Consider the following 16,955-nt stretch of genomic DNA (forward strand, 5'->3'; position numbering starts at 1 on the left):
ATTCACAAAAAATTGTTATTATGGTATGAATTTACATAAATTTACGTTAACATAACATTGATTTAAAGTTTTTAAAACTGAATCAATATCGAAGTGATAGTCTACTACTAGCAAAAGATTAAGCCATTTATAGTAGATGTCTTAAATATGTAGAATATTAAATTAACAAATGGTTAATTTATTTATATTTGATGATTTAAGGTTATTTAACTATCTTTAAAATTTACAATTTAATATTAAAAAGATTTATAAGTATCATGATTTACATACATAAGAAAAGAGAGGTAAAGCAGATTGTTACTCATTATAGCGTGTGTTGCGCTTATTCTCTGGCTAGGAATTAAAGAGAAGAAGCGTCATGCAAATCGACTTGAAAAAATTCCATTACGTATTAACATAAATGGAATTCGTGGGAAATCTACGATTACTCGGATGGCTTACAGTGTTCTACGTGAGGATAAGTATAGAGTTATTGGTAAGACAACAGGAACAGATGCACGAATGCTTTATTGGTTTACTGAAAAGGAATATCCAGTAATCAGAAAACCACAAGGCGCCAACATTGGAGAACAACGAGATATTATTCGTAAGGTGGTTAAACAAAAAGCAAATGCCCTAGTTAATGAGTGTATGGCTGTAAATCCAGATTATCAAATTACCTTTCAAAATGATTTAGTAAAAGCAAATATCGGTGTAATTGTTAATGTGATGGAAGACCATATGGATGTCTTAGGACCGACACTTAAAGATGTAGCGCAAGCTTTTACTGCAACAATTCCATATAACGGGAAATTAGTTGTAATGAAAGATAACTATACTAGTTTCTTTGCAAAGGAAGCTAAAAAGCGTAATTCAGAACTCATTGTTGTAGATAAAGACGTCATACCAGAATCATATTTACGGAAGTTCGATTATTTAGTATTTCCTGATAATGTAGCTATTGTGTTAGGAATAGCGCAAGCAGTTGGTGTAGATGAAGAAACTGCATTACAAGGTATGTTAAATGCACCAGCCGATCCAGGTGCTGTTAGAATTAAATATTTCCATGCAAATCGCACAAAAAATGTATTTGTTAATGCATTCGCTGCTAATGAACCGCAGTCTACAAAAGCGATTTTGAATAAAGTGGAATCATATAATTATCCATACGATAAGAAAATAATCATTCTCAATTGTCGTTCAGATAGGGTTGATAGAACACAACTGTTTGTTGATAACTTTTTAGGTGAAGTCGATTACGATGTTCTCATTTGTACAGGAAAAAGTACACAAATGGTGACACAGTTTATGGAAACAATGCCAGAAAAAACATATATCAATTATGAAGGACGAGACTTTGTAGAGATTGAAAAAGGTATTCTACATGAAGCTGAGAATGCACTTGTATTTTGTGTAGGAAACATCCACGGCCCGGGTGGTAGAATAGCGGAATTCATAGAAGGGATAGAATAAAATGATAGGTTCAGAATTATATTTCTCCTTATTCGTAGGTGTCGTACTCAGTTTGATATTTGCTGAGAAATTTGGGATTAATCCAGCAGGGTTAGTCGTTCCAGGTTATTTAGCTTTGATTTTTGATCAACCGATCATGTTGTTATCAGTATTAATCATTAGTTGCTTAACTTATTTTATCGTAAGCAACGGTATTAGTAAGTGGGTTATTTTATATGGTAGAAGAAAATTCGCTGCCATGATACTGACAGGAATGGTGATTAAATTTATATTTGATCTCTTGTACCCATTGACCCCATTTGAAATGGTTGAAGTTTCAGGTATAGGTGTTGTCATTCCTGGTATTATTGCGAATACAATTCAAAAACAAGGTGTAGTCATTACACTTTCTACAACAATGTTATTAACATGTATTACATATATCATCTTATTTTTATATAGTTTTATTAATTAATCACGAACAAGGAGCGCGTACTAATGACAAAGAAAAAACGTTTATCGCCTAGTGAGTGGTTGCTTAAACAATCTAAAAGACATAAAAGGAAAAATACACTTTACACGGCAATTGTACTTTTAGTAGCGTTAGTTCTACTCATATTTGCTGTTAAATCAATACAAGTAGAACCTGTAAAAAGTGATACGAGAGACAAAGATAGCATTCGTATCACCTATTTAGGTAACGTCACTTTAAATAAACATATTCGACAAACTAACTTGAATGATGTTTTTAAAGGTATTCAAGATACTTTAGATCATAGTGATTTTTCAACAGGTTCATTAATAGTAAATGATTTTTCACGAAATCAAAAAGATAACATAAATAAAAATATTGAAAATATCATGTTTCTACGCAAGCATAATGTTAAAAGTGTTAACTTAATCAACGAATCTATGGATAATATTCAAGCGACAGCAATGATGAGAAAAATAGATTCCCAAGCAGGTTATAATTTTTTAACAGGTAATGGTTCAAATCCAATTAATAGTAAAACTGTACAACAAGACATTAAAGGTAAAAAAATAGCTAATGTTTCATTTACCGATATCGAATCTAACTATACTAACTCTTTAAAAAACACGACGTCAATTAGTTTAGATCCAGATATATTTTATCCTTTAATAAAAAAATTAAAGGAAAATAATGATTACGTCGTAGTCAATGTAGATTGGGGGATACCTAATGAACGAAATGTGACTACACGTCAAAAAGAATATGCACATGCGTTAGCGAATGCTGGTGCAGATGTCATTATTGGTCATAATACAGTTATTCAAAAAGTTGAAAATTATAAGCGAACGCCTATTTTTTATAGTTTAGGTAACACAACGTCTGATAACTTCTTATCAAAAAATCAGAAAGGAATGATTGTACAACAAGACTGGAAAGGTTCGCATAATCAGTTCCATATCACACCAATTCAATCAAAAGATGGAAAAATCTCTAAAGATAATATGAATAAAATGGATCATATTCGATTCAAAAATAACATTAAAGATAAATCAATTGATTTAAAATCTGATCAAAATGGAGGTTATACTTTTGAATATTAAAAAGCATTGGTTACAAATTGTTGTAGTCATTCTTGTAGTTGTTATCTTTTTATTAGTTACTTTCGCTAGGGCAAATGAAGGTTTAGATAATTATGAGCAACATGAATTAAATAATGGTGAACAGCAATATCTTTCAAAAGGGGCAAGCTAATTATGAATATATATAATAAAGTGACATTATCTGTCATTTTAGTTATAACAATTATCATTTCGTTCCTCTTTTATTTTTATACAACAGAGAAAAAAGTGGACAAAGATAAATTGTATGAAAACAAAATTACAAATCATAAACAAGCAGGTAAACCTAAAAATTATGGTGTCGCATCTAATAATAAAATAGCTACGAAAGTCGGAAATAAGATTATTGAAGATGGTGGAAATGCGGTTGATGCGGCAATAGGTGTTTCTTATGCACTAGCAGTGACAGAACCTCATTCATCAGGACTAGGAGGTGGCGGTGCGACACTTACATATAATGGTAAAGAGAATGAAACGCCTAAAGCTTATGAATATAAAACAATGTCCTCATATGAATATAAAGAAGGCGACAAAATTGGAGTTCCTGGCTTCGTGAGAGGATTACATGATATGCACGCGAAAGAAGGAAAAATGGATGAGAAAAAGATTTTAGATTACGTTATTCCGCTTGCTAAAGATGGTTTTGAGGTAGATTCAGAACTAGAAAGAAGTTTGAAATTATATGGTCGTGATATTGATCACAACTCACCATTCTATAAAGGAAATAAAAGTGTTCGCGAAGGAGATATTGTAAAACAAGATAAACTCGCTAATACATTAACTAAAATCAAAGATAAAGGTCCTGATTACTTCTATGAAGATATTGGTAAAAGTGTTTCAAAACAATTAGATAATAAATTAACTGAAAGAGATTTCAAAGAATTTAAAACAGAAGAAAAAGAAGCGGTAAGTACTGATTATAAGAATAATCAAGTGTATTCAGCACCTAATCCTTTAGGAGGCACATTAATGCTTCAAGGATTGAAAATTGATGAAAAAGAAAATGTAGACAATATGGATCGCAATAATTTTATCACAGCAATGATTAAATCACGTGATGTTATGTATAAGAATAGAGACATTGTTAATGGTAATGAGCCTAGTAATGAACAACATCTGACTGATGATTATTTACTTGGTGAACTTAACAAAGTTAATATTGGTGAAAACACAGATAATGGCAGTGATTTTGATCAAATTAGAACGGATAATACAAGTACAACCCATTTTGTAGTTATTGATAAGAATGGTAAGTTAGCAAGTACGACTAATACACTATCCAGTTACTTTGGGACAGGAGACTATATGAAAGAGGGCTTCTATATGAATAACTCTTTAGGCGACTTTAGTAAGGATAAATCAAGTCCTAATCATGGTGAACCTCACAAGGCGCCTAGATCATTTATTTCTCCGTCAGTAATTGTTGGCCCTAATTTCTATATGGGTATTGGTACACCAGGTGGGAACAAGATTCCAACAATTCTTAATGAAGTGATTGTCGATTATTTAAACAGTGATGGTTCATTACAAGAATCTATTAATAAACCAAGATTTTATAATGACGGCGGCACGATATTTTACGAAAATGCTATGACTGATGAAGATATAAATATCTTTAAAAGTCTTGGTTATGGTGTTGAAGAAAAGCATAATGATCCAAACTTTGGCAGTGTCCAAGGTGCTGTTTATGATAAAGATAAAAATACTGTAGATGTCGGTCATGATGTAGGTAACCGTTAAAATAAATACTTAATTTAATAAGCACCTTAAATGAGTAATGAAAACATTTAAGGTGCTTTTTTGTGTGTATTAAATTATAAATTTTATATACATATTTATTTGTTTTCAAGTTTAACGATAAAAATAACTTAAATATGAATATAATTTAAGACAATTTTTTGACAAAGAGTGTAAGCGTATACAATGAATGAAAGAAGTAGTATGATGATTGAGTGGAAGAATTACATATAAAAATGAAATATATAGAGGTGTCTTATGGACTTTATAGCTATTTTAATCGGATTAGGGCCACTATTAGGCTGGGGATTATTTCCAACTATCGCTTCTAAGTTTGGTGGACGTCCAGTCAATCAAATCTTTGGTGCTACTGTTGGTACTTTGATCTTCGCAATTGTTCTAGCACTATTTAAAGGTATAGGTTTACCAGGAGGTATGGCATTAGTATTTTCGCTCATATCAGGTGCAGGATGGGCATTTGGTCAAATTATTACTTTTAAAGCGTTCGAATTAGTAGGTTCATCAAGAGCGATGCCAATTACTACTGCATTTCAATTACTTGGTGCATCTTTATGGGGCGTTTTTGCGCTTGGCAACTGGCCCGGTATAACAAACAAAATCATTGGATTTCTAGCTTTACTCGTAATTCTTATAGGTGCACGTATGACTGTATGGACTGAAACAAAACAACAAGAATATAGTAAAAATCTACGAAGTGCAGTGCTCTTATTACTTGTAGGTGAAATTGGCTATTGGATATATTCTGCTGCACCTCAAGCAACAGATATTGGTGGATTTAAAGCTTTTTTACCTCAAGCTATAGGGATGGTCATTGTGGCTGTCATCTATGCGTTGATGAATATGTCTAAAGGTAATGCTTTTAAAGAGAAAGTAAGTTGGCAACAAATAATATCCGGATTTTTCTTTGCGTTTGCTGCTTTAACTTATTTAATTTCAGCACAACCTAATATGAATGGTTTAGCAACAGGATTTGTTCTATCTCAAACATCTGTAGTATTAGCAACGCTAACAGGCATTTTTTTCTTAAATCAGAAAAAAACATCAAAAGAATTAATGATTACAATTGTGGGATTAGTTCTTATTTTAGTTGCAGCATCAATTACAGTGTTTATTAAATAATATTAAGAAGGGACGAATAAGATGAAGAAAACAGCAGTATTAAATAGTCACATTTCAAGCGCAATCTCCACACTAGGTCACTATGATTTATTAACGATTAATGATGCGGGTATGCCTATACCTAATGATGACAAACGTATAGATTTAGCAGTGACTAAGTCATTGCCACGTTTCATTGATGTGTTGGAGACAGTGTTAACTGAAATGGAAATACAAAAAGTATATTTAGCAGAAGAAATTAAAACTGCGAATGCACAGCAATTAAAAGCAATTAAGAAATTAATCAATGATGATGTAGAAATTAAATTTATTGCGCATTCTGAGATGAAAGAAATGTTAAAATCTCCTTTAAATAAAGGGAATATACGTACTGGTGAAATCACTCCTTTTTCTAACATTATCCTAGAATCTAATGTGACTTTTTAAGCTTAATAGTCATGTGATTGTGCTTTTAAAAAGATAAAGTAGGTGAAGTTGAAATGAATAAAAATAAAGTGATTGTAATTGGATCAACAAATGTAGATAAATTTCTTAATGTTAAAAGGTTTCCAAAACCCGGTGAGACATTACATATTAATCAAGCTCAAAAGGAGTTTGGTGGGGGCAAGGGAGCCAATCAAGCCATAGCAGCTAGTAGATTAGCAGCAGATACAACATTTATCAGTAAAGTTGGTAAAGATGGCAATGCCAACTTTATATTGGAAGATTTCAAAAAAGCAGGTATTCATACACAATATATTTTAACTTCAGAAAGTGAAGAAACTGGGCAAGCATTTATCACTGTTGATGAAGCAGGACAAAATACGATTCTTGTTTACGGTGGTGCGAATATGACATTAAGTGCAACTGATGTTGAGATGAGTGCGGATGCGTTTATTGGTGCAGACTTTGTTGTAGCGCAGCTTGAAGTTCCATTTGAGGCGATAGAACAAGCATTTAAAATTGCTCGTAAACAAAATATCACTACTGTATTAAATCCTGCACCGGCAATTGAATTGCCTAAGTCACTTTTAGAGTTAACTGATATAATTATTCCAAACGAAACGGAAGCAGAATTATTAACAGGTATTTCAATCAATAATGAAAGTGATATGAAAGAAACAGCAACATATTTTCTCGATTTAGGTATATCTGCAGTATTAATTACTTTAGGGGAGCAAGGCACGTATTGTGCATATCAAGAACAATACAAAATGATTCCTGCGTGTAATGTAAAAGCAATAGATACGACAGCAGCAGGAGATACATTTATAGGTGCTTTTTTAAGTGAGTTAAATAAAGATTTGAGTAATATAGAATCGGCTATTCGACTTGCAAATCAAGCGTCGTCTCTAACGGTACAACGAAAAGGAGCACAAGCTTCTATACCAACACGTAAAGAAGTAGAGGCAGAATATAATTAATGAAATAAGAGTCTGTGACATGGAATAATGTCGCAGACTTTCCTCACTTATAAAGAGGGAATCTCTAAATTTTATAACTGTTTAAATAATGTCAAAGGCCCAATAAAAAGAGATTATAGAAAAATCGAACAGATTAAGCCAGTTGCACGACGATGACGAAATTTAACACGAATTCTTCTCCACACCCTCATATAGTGTAATGAATACCTTTTAATTTTAAGTTTTAATTCTCGTTCTAACTATTTATGATATATTTATACTTAATTAACTTTTTAAACAAAGGGTGAACGATGGTGAAAGAAGTAGTTCTAGGAATTGATTTAGGCACAAGCGCAATAAAAATTATTGCTGTTGATCAACTAGGAAATGTCATTGAATCAGTAAGCGAAACATTAAAGTTATACCAAGAGCATCCTGGTTATAGCGAACAAGACCCTAATGAATGGTTTGAGGCTACTAAGAAAGGGATAAAAGAATTAATTCAATCAACAGAAATGTCAGATAAGATAGTAAAGGGGATTTCTTTTTCAGGTCAAATGCATGGGTTGGTCATAGTTGATGATAATGGCATTCCTTTGAGAAAAGCGATTTTATGGAATGATACTAGAAATTCAATACAATGTAGACAAATTGAAGATATATATGGTGAAAGATTGAATTACAATCCGATATTAGAAGGATTTACACTTCCTAAAATGTTATGGGTACAACAACATGAACCTGAAATTTGGAATCGAGTTGATGTTTTTATGTTGCCTAAAGATTATTTACGTTATTGCTTAACGCAGACAATTCATATGGAATATAGTGATGCATGTAGTACATTATTATTCAATCCTGAGAATTATGAATGGACAAAAGATGTTGGAGATACATTTAACATTGGTGATATCTATCCACCCTTAGTAAAATCACATTCGTATGTTGGAAATGTAACTTCATCACTGGCTAAAGAATTAGGATTATCTAGTGATGTTGCTGTATATGCTGGGGGTGGTGATAATGCATGTGGTGCAATTGGTGCTGGTGTCATCCATGATAAAAGTGCATTATGTAGCATAGGTACTTCAGGTGTTGTATTAAATGTTGAATACCAACGTGTGACCTCATATGATAGTAATTTACACTTATTCAATCATAGTGTTCCAGATACTTATTACGCAATGGGAGTAACGTTGGCAGCAGGCTATAGTTTAAACTGGTTAAAACAAACTTTTTTTGAAAATGAATCTTTTGAAGAGATTTTAAATTTAGCTGCATCTTCAAAGATAGGTGCCAATGGACTACTATTTACACCTTACTTAGCTGGAGAACGTACGCCACATGGTGATGCTCAAATACGTGGAAGTTTTATAGGTATCAGTGGGCAACATACTAAAGCTGACTTTGCGAGAGCAGTAATCGAAGGCATAACGTATTCTTTATATGATTCTATAAAGATTATGAGACGAGCTGGTCATGAAATGAACTCTATCACTTCAATCGGTGGTGGTGCTAAGAGTAGATTTTGGTTACAACTTCAAGCTGATATTTTTAATGTGCAAATAAAAAGATTGAAGCATGAAGAAGGCCCAAGCATGGGAGCGGCAATTTTAGCGGCATACGGTCTAGGATGGTTTAAAACAATTGAGTCTTGTGTAGAGGCATTTATTAAAGTAGACGAGGTGTTTGAGCCGAATAATGAAAATCATGACCTTTATGAACAATACTATTCAGTTTATGAAGCTATATATAAACAAACGAAACAGCTTACTGCTGATTTGTTAACGATAACGAATTAAATATTAAAGACTTATCGCTCACTTTTAATGGCGATGAGTCTTTTTATTATAGTCAATTATAAGGAAATGAAAAAAATAATTATATTTATTAACAGTAAATACAATTATGTCGAAGAAAAGTTCAAAAATTGAAAAACTGTCTACTAAAAATGATAAGTAAAAATTTAATTATTAAAATGAATATTGACATTGATTTAAATTATACGTTTAATATAGGTATCATTTTTAAGATTTGAGCAATCAAGACTATATAAGCATCGAGAGGATGATACTATGTTTATTTCAAAACAAGAATTATATGAAAAGTTACAATATGTTACGCCAAGAACGTTTGCCTACTTGAATGAAATAGATTATTATAACTTATTAATGATAATTGAAGAGCATCAAATATCTATTCCACCGATTCATCAACTTCGAAAAACATTGCGAGGAAGTAAAATTATGAAGCCTAAGAATCGCGTAGACAATTGTTATATTCATTTAAAGGATGAAATTCCGACCCCTATTAACAATGAACAATTAAGTTTCCTGCATTTTTATCCACGTCAGCAAATACATTTAATTTTGAGTGCTTATTCTAGAATGAAAAGTCTAAAGTTACAATCTCAAAAACATTGTTTAAAGCTCAAATTCCCCTTAGATCAGCATTCTATTCGTAAAGAAATTACACCACCTCAAAGCTCTGATAAAGACAATGATATTTTAATTTGTCTATTACAAAAATTAATCAACGAAATTACCAAATGTCAAGTTCCTGTTTCTCTAAAGAATAATTCTTTCGAAATAAAACTACCAAACTATATCATAAAGGTTGATTTAAACTATCACGAACAGCAAGACCATTTATATCCATTACAATATAGCATCCACGCATGGCATAGAGATTTCCAATATCTCGAAATCTCAAATACCTTCACAATACCGTCTTTGAATGATCTTATTTTCCATATACAAAAGCTTTTTTTACTTATATTTCAATTACCTGAACATCTCGCGAGACAAGAATATTCATTGAGTCAATATTATTTTTACTCGCAATGCCATACAAAAAATTAAATAGACACTTAAAATATTTGATAGTGAGATGTCGAGCACCACCATAAAAGGTACGAAAGGTAAGTTATAAGAAGGTTAAAGTATGATAAAATTCGTTTCATTTATTTGATATTAAGTCATTAAAACACATTATTTAACATAAACATTCATATTGCTTAGAATCTATACCATAAAATTACGTGTAGATTCTCAATCTTTTCGCAATCATTGATTGAAATGGAATTTTTGGTTCATAAAGTTTTTTATAAACTCAGTCAATAAGAGCGATAGAGCGGGACATAGAATTTTTAGATGAATTCAGTTCCGCTCCTTTTTTAATTGTGACTAATTTTTTACAAACATGACTTTTAGCGTTAGAATACATGGAGTCATCTTAGTTATGCATTGACAAAATATTGAATCATTGTGATTAACTTTTTACTTTTACAGTATTTAAAGTAGATAAATAAAACCAATTAACTAAAAAAAGTAATTTGAAACTATCGTAAAATATAAAATTCGTGTATATAAATGTTTTAGGAAGACTATTAAAACGATTTTGTGAATTAATTCACAATATAGACTTAATTGTGTTCAATAAATTGTTGAAATCGCTTTCTTTAGGGTGTACGATAACTATGGCCTAAAAATAAAGAAAGAAGGTTTTGGGGAAATGGATATTATTTTAGGAGTAGGGACTTTAGTACTCGTTCTTATTATCATGACGCTTTTCTTAAATTTTGCGCCATATGGTAAACAAGGTTTACAAGCTTTATCAGGGGCTGCTTGTGCCACGTTTTTACCACAGGCGTTCTTAAGTTACGCAATTGGTGGCGTATTCCATGTTAAATTTTTCCAAGAAATTGGTGATCTAGCAGGGAGTTTAAGTGGTATAGCTGTTGGTATATTAACTTGTCTAAAGTTAGAAGTGTCTCCAGTATTTGCAGTCATTGTAGGTTTAGTATTACATGACTCAAAATTATTACCTGCGTTTATCGCAGCGTATGTTGTTGCATTTGGAATCAAGTTTGTTGAGAAAAAAGTTCCAGAGGGACTAGATTTAATTGTTGTTATTTTATTGGCTCCAGCAGTTACATTTGGTCTTGCAAACTTAATTTCTCCAGGGGTTATTGCAGTACTTAAACAAATTGGTAGTGCAATCACTTCAGTAGGTGATAACAACCCATATGCATTAGCAGTCATTTTAGGACTTGTTATTCCTGTAACTGGTATGACGCCATTAAGCTCAATGGTGCTTACAAGCTTATTAGGTTTAACTGGTATTCCAATGGCAATTGGTGCATTAACATGTACAGGAGCATCTTTTGTTAATGGAATCTTATTTAGCAAATTAAAAATTGGTAATAAAGGTAATGCCTTCGCGGTATTTGTAGAACCGTTAACTCAAATTGACTTAATTGCCAAATATCCACTACAACTGTTTGGTGCGAATGCCATTATTGGTGTTGTAAATGCTTGTATTGTCACATACAGTGGACTAATTATTGATATTAAAGGTATGGCAACACCTATAGCAGGTGCTATTGTACTTTATGGCTTTAACGACGCTGTAAGATCTACAATTACAATTATCGCAGTAGCAATTGCAAGTGTGATATTAGCGTACGTTATTAGTGCTATTATTAATAAATTTAACTTGATGAATGTCGGATTCAAGTTACCACGTAGAAAAAACCAAGTTAAGGAGAGTGTTTAATGATGGCTAAAAGCTATGATTATCAAAGTGCTTTCGATATTATTGGACCAGTAATGATGGGACCTTCAAGTTCTCATACAGCAGGTGCAGTAAAAATTGGTAATTCAGCGAGAGCTGTGTTAGGAGATATGCCTAAGCATATAGAAATTCGTTATTATGAATCTTTTGCTAAAACGCATCAAGGGCATGGTACAGACGTTGCTATTGTCGGTGGTGCTATGGGCTACAGCACTTTCGATAGTAGAATTAAATCATCCTTAGACATAGCAAAAGATGAAAATATTACAATTGATATTATTGAAGATGAAGGAGAAAGTATTGGTCAACATCCTAACTGTGCTTATATCAAAGCAAATACGAAAGACGGACGTTATATAGAAGTGATAGGTATTTCTATTGGTGGCGGTACAATCAAACTAAAAGGTATCAATGTAAATGGTTTAAATGTGGAACTAAATCATGGGCTTCCAATGTTAGTTATAGATGGAAATATGAATAAAGCTAAAATAAATCATCTTATTAATGATTTATCAGATATGGACTTAGACTTAGGTGAAGAATTAATAGAAACAAATGATAATGAAGGTTTAGTTGTATTTCCTTTAAATAAAGCAATCTCAGAATCAGCATTAAATATTATTAAAGATAAACATAGTGATTTAAACGTTTCCTATATCAAATAGAGGGGGATTAACATGTTTGATTCAATTAGAGAGACAATAGATTATTCAGTTGAAAATAACATCAGTTTTGCTGATATGATGATTAATGATGAAATGGAAAGAGAAGGTAAATCTCGCGAAGAAGTGCGTGATTTAATGAGACAAAACTTAAATGTTATGCGTGAGGCAGTTGAAAAAGGTACGACTGGCGATGGTGTGGAAAGTGTAACAGGTTATACAGGTCATGATGCTGCTAAACTTCGAGATTACAACGAGAATAATCATGCATTATCAGGTCATGAAATGATTGATGCAGTCAAAGGTGCAGTTGCAACGAACGAAGTCAATGCAGCAATGGGTATTATTTGTGCTACTCCGACAGCTGGTTCCTCGGGAACGATTCCCGGCGTAATATTTAAATTAGAAAAAACTCATAATATTACTGAAGATCAAATGATAGATTTTCTATTCACATCAGCTTTATTCGGGCGAGTAGTTGCAAACAACGCGAGCGTTGCCGGTGCAACTGGTGGTTGTCAAGCCGAAGTGGGTTCGGCATCTGCAATGGCTGCAGCTGCTGCAGTATCAATTTTTAACGGGTCACCAGAACAATCAGGACATGCCATGGCATTGGCAATTAGTAACTTATTAGGCTTAGTTTGCGATCCAGTTGCTGGTTTAGTTGAAATTCCATGTGTAATGCGTAATGCTATTGGTTCAGGAAATGCATTAATATCTGCAGACCTTGCACTAGCTGGAGTTGAAAGTCAAATTCCAGTTGATGAAGTCATAGGTGCTATGGATAGAGTAGGTCGTAATTTACCTGCATCATTAAGAGAAACAGGTTTAGGCGGTTTAGCAGGTACACCTACTGGCGAAAAAATTAAACGTAAAATATTCGGCGAAGCAGACAACATGGTTAAAAATAAATAATTAAGATTCAAATGCTCAGGCTTTGTAAATTATAAAGCTTGAGCATTTTTGTAATAAAAGCTGTTAAAAATTAAGAAAAAAATTATAAAAGACAAAGTTTTTATATTAAGAAGAGGCTGGGACAAAAAGGTTCAAGATAAGTAAAAAAAGACAATTTCTATTGAAATAATATAGGAATTGTCTTTTTTATAATTTTTTTGATGATTTTTAGTTCGTTGAGCTGTTACTTTTCTTATATTAAGCCACGATGATGTCTGAATTCATCGAATTTAGTATCGGGAATTGTTTCTACAATATCATTTACATGTCGTGAAATATTATTTGTGGGGATAAGAACTGAACTTTCTATTGGTAGAGTATGTTGAGTCATGTTATATTCTTTATACATAAGGCACCTCGTTAAATTAGTTTATTGGTATTTATTAAATTATACGAAAGGGCCATATTTTTTAAAGTATTTTAATATAAAATTACATATAAGCACAAAGTATTTTGGCGAGACTCTTGAGGGAACAGGACAAGTTGAAGACTACAGGCTGAAGCTGTCCCCTAGGAAAGCGAGCCAACAATACGTAGTATTATAAATAAAGAAGCCAGTAAATGAATTTATGAAAACTCATTTACTGGCTATTTTGCTAGGAATTATGTCCCAGTCTTTGTATATTGCAAATTTTCTGACAACGACATAAAATAGCTAAAAAGGGGTTGATGAAATGCTGAGATTATTTTTGATTTTCATCGCATTCATCATTAACACGACGATAACTTATTTATGGACTATCGAGGGAACATGGCCCAACTTGCTATTTAAATCATTATCATTGAGCATGATAATTGTTTTTATGTTCTATTACATTCGTTTTGTTATTGAAAATAAAAAAGAAGACTGAAGAAATAAAAAATAAAGAGTATCTTTTTGGATTAACTTATTTAATAATAACTCTACACTTTTTTTATGAATCAGATAAATCATATTGATAAAATGATAAATCGAGCCATCGATCAAATTTATAACCTACATTTTTAATTGTACCTGCATGTGAGAAGTCAAACTTCTTATGCAATGCGATACTATCCATGTTCGATGCATCAATCCCAGCAACAATAGTGCGATAACCTTGTTCTTTAGCGTAACGAATTAAATTCTCTAATAATTGAGAAGCGATACCTAGTCCTCTGTACTGTTGATGAACATATATAGAATGTTCAATAGTATATAAATAGGCCGGCCATTGTCTAAAGGAACCATAAGTGGCAAAACCAACTACTTTCCCTTCTTTTTCATAAACCCATATAGGTTCGTTTATTTTTGCTTTAGATTGATACCATTGAAGACGTTCATCTAATTGTTGTGGCTTATACGTATAAACAGCTGTTGTATTAAGGATGGCATCATTATAAATTGTCAAAATACCTTGAAGATCTTCTAGTCGCGCAAATCTAATCATCTCAATTCCTCAAATCTTTAAAATTATTATTCTCATTCAATAGATAGTGCGTCATTTTCAGAGGTTAATATGCATTCTCATCTATTTCATATCATGTAATGTTGAATTTTTAATTTAATGCTATACTAAACTAAAATTATATAATTTGCGAAATAAATATAAAGGAGTAACATAAATGAAGCAGTGGATGAATAGATTAATCACCTTAATAGGCGTATTGTTAATCATTTTAGCTATTTATTTATTCTCAAAGCCATATATCGATAATTATCTACATGAAAAAGATAACGATTATAAAATTGAAAATTATGATAAAAAGGAAAAAGAACAGACAAAGACATCTAAATCGACGCCAAAGATACCTTCCGATAAATCTAAAATGGCTGGTTATATAGAAGTTCCAGATGCACAAATAAAAGAACCAGTATACCCTGGTCCAGCAACACCAGAACAACTCAATAGAGGTGTTAGTTTTGCAGAAGGTGACGAATCTCTTAATCAACAGAATATTTCAATTGCTGGTCATACGTTTACAGATCGTTCGCACTATCAATTTACAAATTTAAAATCAGCCAAAATCGGTAGTAAAGTGTATTTTAAAACTGGAAATCAAACTAGAAAGTATAAAATAACTAAAATACGTGATGTTAAGCCTACAGAGGTTAAGGTATTAGACGAACATCCTAATAAGAAAAATCAATTAACATTAATTACTTGCGATGACTATAACGAAGAAACGGGTGTTTGGGAAACAAGGAAAATATTCATAGCTACACAAATTAACTAATATTCTTATAAGTGAAAGATACGTAATAAACTGTATTAATTATGTTCTTCTTCGAGAAGATGCTTTGTTAAAATAAATTTTAATAACTTATTGATTAGAGGGTCGAGGACAAAGTGAATGTCCTTGGCTCTTTTTAATATTTTTGATTCAAGTTATATAAATGAAAATAAGAGATTTATCTTATATATTAAGCGATAGTGTGAATGACAAAGGTAATTATTTTTTATGTTGAAAACAATTTCAATATATGAATATGTTTTCACTATATTTGATATTGCTTCAATACCAAATCCAACAGCTATATAATGATTATGAATTTTAATCTATAGATAGGGGGATTAACGATGATTAAAGCCATTGCGGTAGATATGGATGGAACATTTCTTGACACAAATAAACAGTTTGATCGAAATCGTTTTGAAACTATTTTTAAAGAATTAATAGATAAAAATATTAAGTTTATAGCTGCGAGTGGGAATCAATTTGCAAAGCTAAAATCAATTTTTGGAGATAGGGAAATGTTCTTTATATCTGAAAATGGAGCAGTCATCTATAAAGGTAATCAACTTTACAATTATCGAAGTTTTGATCAGTATATTTTTCAAAAAGTTGTAAATTATTTAAATTTGAATCAAAAGATAAACAATTTGATTATTTGTGGTGTAAAAAGTGCATATATTTTAAAAGAAACAAGCGAAGCATTTAAGCAAGATGCACGTACATATTATCACCAACTAATAGAGGTTGACTCCTTACAAACATTACCTGATGATGATTATGTGAAAATTGCTTTCAATATAAATCGTCAGACTCATCCAGACTTAGATGAGAAATTAGCTCTTAAGTTTAAAGACGATATTAAACTAGTATCAAGTGGGAGAGATAGTATAGATGTTATTATGCCAAATATGACTAAGGGTCAAGCTTTGTCTAGATTATTAAAAGAATGGCAAATGCCTGCTTCACATTTAATGGCATTTGGAGATGCAAATAACGATAAAGATATGTTGGAGCTTGCCGAACATAGTTATGTTATGGCTAATAGTGAAGATCAATCATTATTTGATATAGCGAGTCATGTGGCACCTTCCAATGATGAACAAGGCGTACTATCAACAATCGAAAATGTTGTTCTCGGTTATTCCAATAAATAATAAAATGGTTAAATGTCTGAAACGTTAACATGTACAGACACTTAACCATTTTTTTAGAAAAGTAAAGTCTTTTTTATTTTATTCGCAACAATACCAAGTGATATTGTGATGTAATGATATAGGTTAAGTAAATT

Annotated in this window: 18 protein-coding genes; 16 read left to right on the plus strand and 2 right to left on the minus strand. The window is 31.9% G+C overall.

All coding sequences use genetic code 11. The features are described from left to right. Window positions 1-294: 294 nt before the first annotated feature. From pgsB to sdaAA, 13 genes are all read left to right on the plus strand, one after another. Window positions 295-1,452 (plus strand): poly-gamma-glutamate synthase PgsB, encoded by a 1,158-nt coding sequence (gene pgsB / locus FNL83_RS02025; protein WP_002467727.1) that lies wholly within the window; start codon window positions 295-297, stop codon window positions 1,450-1,452. A 1-nt stretch (window position 1,453) separates the two neighbouring features. Then, window positions 1,454-1,906 carry a poly-gamma-glutamate biosynthesis protein PgsC gene (pgsC, locus tag FNL83_RS02030; protein WP_001832320.1) on the plus strand — a complete coding sequence of 151 codons (453 nt, stop codon included), beginning with the start codon at window positions 1,454-1,456 and terminating at the stop codon, window positions 1,904-1,906. 23 nt (window positions 1,907-1,929) lie between these two features. Beyond that, on the plus strand, window positions 1,930-3,003 hold the full coding sequence (locus tag FNL83_RS02035; RefSeq protein ID WP_002467717.1) for a CapA family protein: 1,074 nt from the start codon (window positions 1,930-1,932) through the stop codon (window positions 3,001-3,003). Then, window positions 2,993-3,154, plus strand: coding sequence for a hypothetical protein (locus tag FNL83_RS02040; protein ID WP_002469060.1), 162 nt, complete (start codon window positions 2,993-2,995; stop codon window positions 3,152-3,154). The genes FNL83_RS02035 and FNL83_RS02040 overlap by 11 nt, the downstream gene beginning before the upstream one ends. A gap of 2 nt (window positions 3,155-3,156) precedes the next feature. Continuing rightward, window positions 3,157-4,761 carry a gamma-glutamyltransferase gene (locus FNL83_RS02045; RefSeq protein ID WP_001832324.1) on the plus strand — a complete coding sequence of 535 codons (1,605 nt, stop codon included), beginning with the start codon at window positions 3,157-3,159 and terminating at the stop codon, window positions 4,759-4,761. Window positions 4,762-5,016: 255 nt separating this feature from the next. Beyond that, on the plus strand, window positions 5,017-5,898 hold the full coding sequence (gene rbsU, locus FNL83_RS02050; protein WP_002447102.1) for a ribose/proton symporter RbsU: 882 nt from the start codon (window positions 5,017-5,019) through the stop codon (window positions 5,896-5,898). 21 nt (window positions 5,899-5,919) lie between these two features. Beyond that, complete coding sequence (rbsD, locus tag FNL83_RS02055; protein ID WP_002469069.1) at window positions 5,920-6,324, plus strand: D-ribose pyranase; 405 nt, start codon at window positions 5,920-5,922, stop codon at window positions 6,322-6,324. 53 nt (window positions 6,325-6,377) lie between these two features. Beyond that, window positions 6,378-7,301: a ribokinase gene (gene rbsK, locus FNL83_RS02060; protein WP_002467716.1), complete on the plus strand. Its 924-nt coding sequence runs from the start codon at window positions 6,378-6,380 to the stop codon at window positions 7,299-7,301. 290 nt (window positions 7,302-7,591) lie between these two features. Further along, the gene (gene xylB / locus FNL83_RS02065; protein WP_002485370.1) at window positions 7,592-9,082 is read left to right on the plus strand and encodes a xylulokinase; all 1,491 of its coding nucleotides are present in this window, start codon (window positions 7,592-7,594) and stop codon (window positions 9,080-9,082) included. 273 nt (window positions 9,083-9,355) lie between these two features. Continuing rightward, window positions 9,356-10,141 (plus strand): hypothetical protein, encoded by a 786-nt coding sequence (locus tag FNL83_RS02075; RefSeq protein WP_001832336.1) that lies wholly within the window; start codon window positions 9,356-9,358, stop codon window positions 10,139-10,141. Window positions 10,142-10,793: 652 nt separating this feature from the next. Beyond that, window positions 10,794-11,837 (plus strand): PTS sugar transporter subunit IIC, encoded by a 1,044-nt coding sequence (locus FNL83_RS02080; protein WP_001832326.1) that lies wholly within the window; start codon window positions 10,794-10,796, stop codon window positions 11,835-11,837. Window positions 11,838-11,839: 2 nt separating this feature from the next. Beyond that, window positions 11,840-12,520 (plus strand): L-serine ammonia-lyase, iron-sulfur-dependent subunit beta, encoded by a 681-nt coding sequence (sdaAB, locus tag FNL83_RS02085; RefSeq protein WP_002493287.1) that lies wholly within the window; start codon window positions 11,840-11,842, stop codon window positions 12,518-12,520. 12 nt (window positions 12,521-12,532) lie between these two features. Next, a complete protein-coding gene (gene sdaAA / locus FNL83_RS02090) occupies window positions 12,533-13,432 on the plus strand; it encodes an L-serine ammonia-lyase, iron-sulfur-dependent, subunit alpha (protein WP_002469061.1) in 900 nt (299 codons plus the stop codon). 232 nt (window positions 13,433-13,664) lie between these two features. Here sdaAA and FNL83_RS12010 read toward each other — a convergent pair whose 3' ends face one another. Further along, the gene (locus FNL83_RS12010; protein ID WP_162155653.1) at window positions 13,665-13,802 is read right to left on the minus strand and encodes a hypothetical protein; all 138 of its coding nucleotides are present in this window, start codon (window positions 13,800-13,802) and stop codon (window positions 13,665-13,667) included. Between the two features lie 343 nt (window positions 13,803-14,145). On the opposite strand from FNL83_RS12010, the gene FNL83_RS02095 reads away from it, so the two are divergent. Beyond that, entirely contained in the window at window positions 14,146-14,322 is a 177-nt protein-coding gene (locus tag FNL83_RS02095) for a hypothetical protein (protein WP_002438139.1), read from the plus strand. Window positions 14,323-14,385: 63 nt separating this feature from the next. On the opposite strand, the gene FNL83_RS02100 is transcribed toward FNL83_RS02095, so the two are convergent. Continuing rightward, window positions 14,386-14,880 (minus strand): GNAT family N-acetyltransferase, encoded by a 495-nt coding sequence (locus FNL83_RS02100; protein ID WP_002438140.1) that lies wholly within the window; start codon window positions 14,878-14,880, stop codon window positions 14,386-14,388. 175 nt (window positions 14,881-15,055) lie between these two features. On the opposite strand from FNL83_RS02100, the gene srtA reads away from it, so the two are divergent. Both srtA and FNL83_RS02110 read left to right on the plus strand, forming a co-directional pair. Then, window positions 15,056-15,667 carry a class A sortase SrtA gene (gene srtA / locus FNL83_RS02105; RefSeq protein ID WP_002438141.1) on the plus strand — a complete coding sequence of 204 codons (612 nt, stop codon included), beginning with the start codon at window positions 15,056-15,058 and terminating at the stop codon, window positions 15,665-15,667. 344 nt (window positions 15,668-16,011) lie between these two features. Next, the gene (locus FNL83_RS02110; RefSeq protein WP_002438142.1) at window positions 16,012-16,821 is read left to right on the plus strand and encodes a Cof-type HAD-IIB family hydrolase; all 810 of its coding nucleotides are present in this window, start codon (window positions 16,012-16,014) and stop codon (window positions 16,819-16,821) included. Window positions 16,822-16,955 lie beyond the last annotated feature (134 nt).

Source organism: Staphylococcus epidermidis (assembly GCF_006742205.1).
Taxonomy (GTDB): domain Bacteria; phylum Bacillota; class Bacilli; order Staphylococcales; family Staphylococcaceae; genus Staphylococcus; species Staphylococcus epidermidis.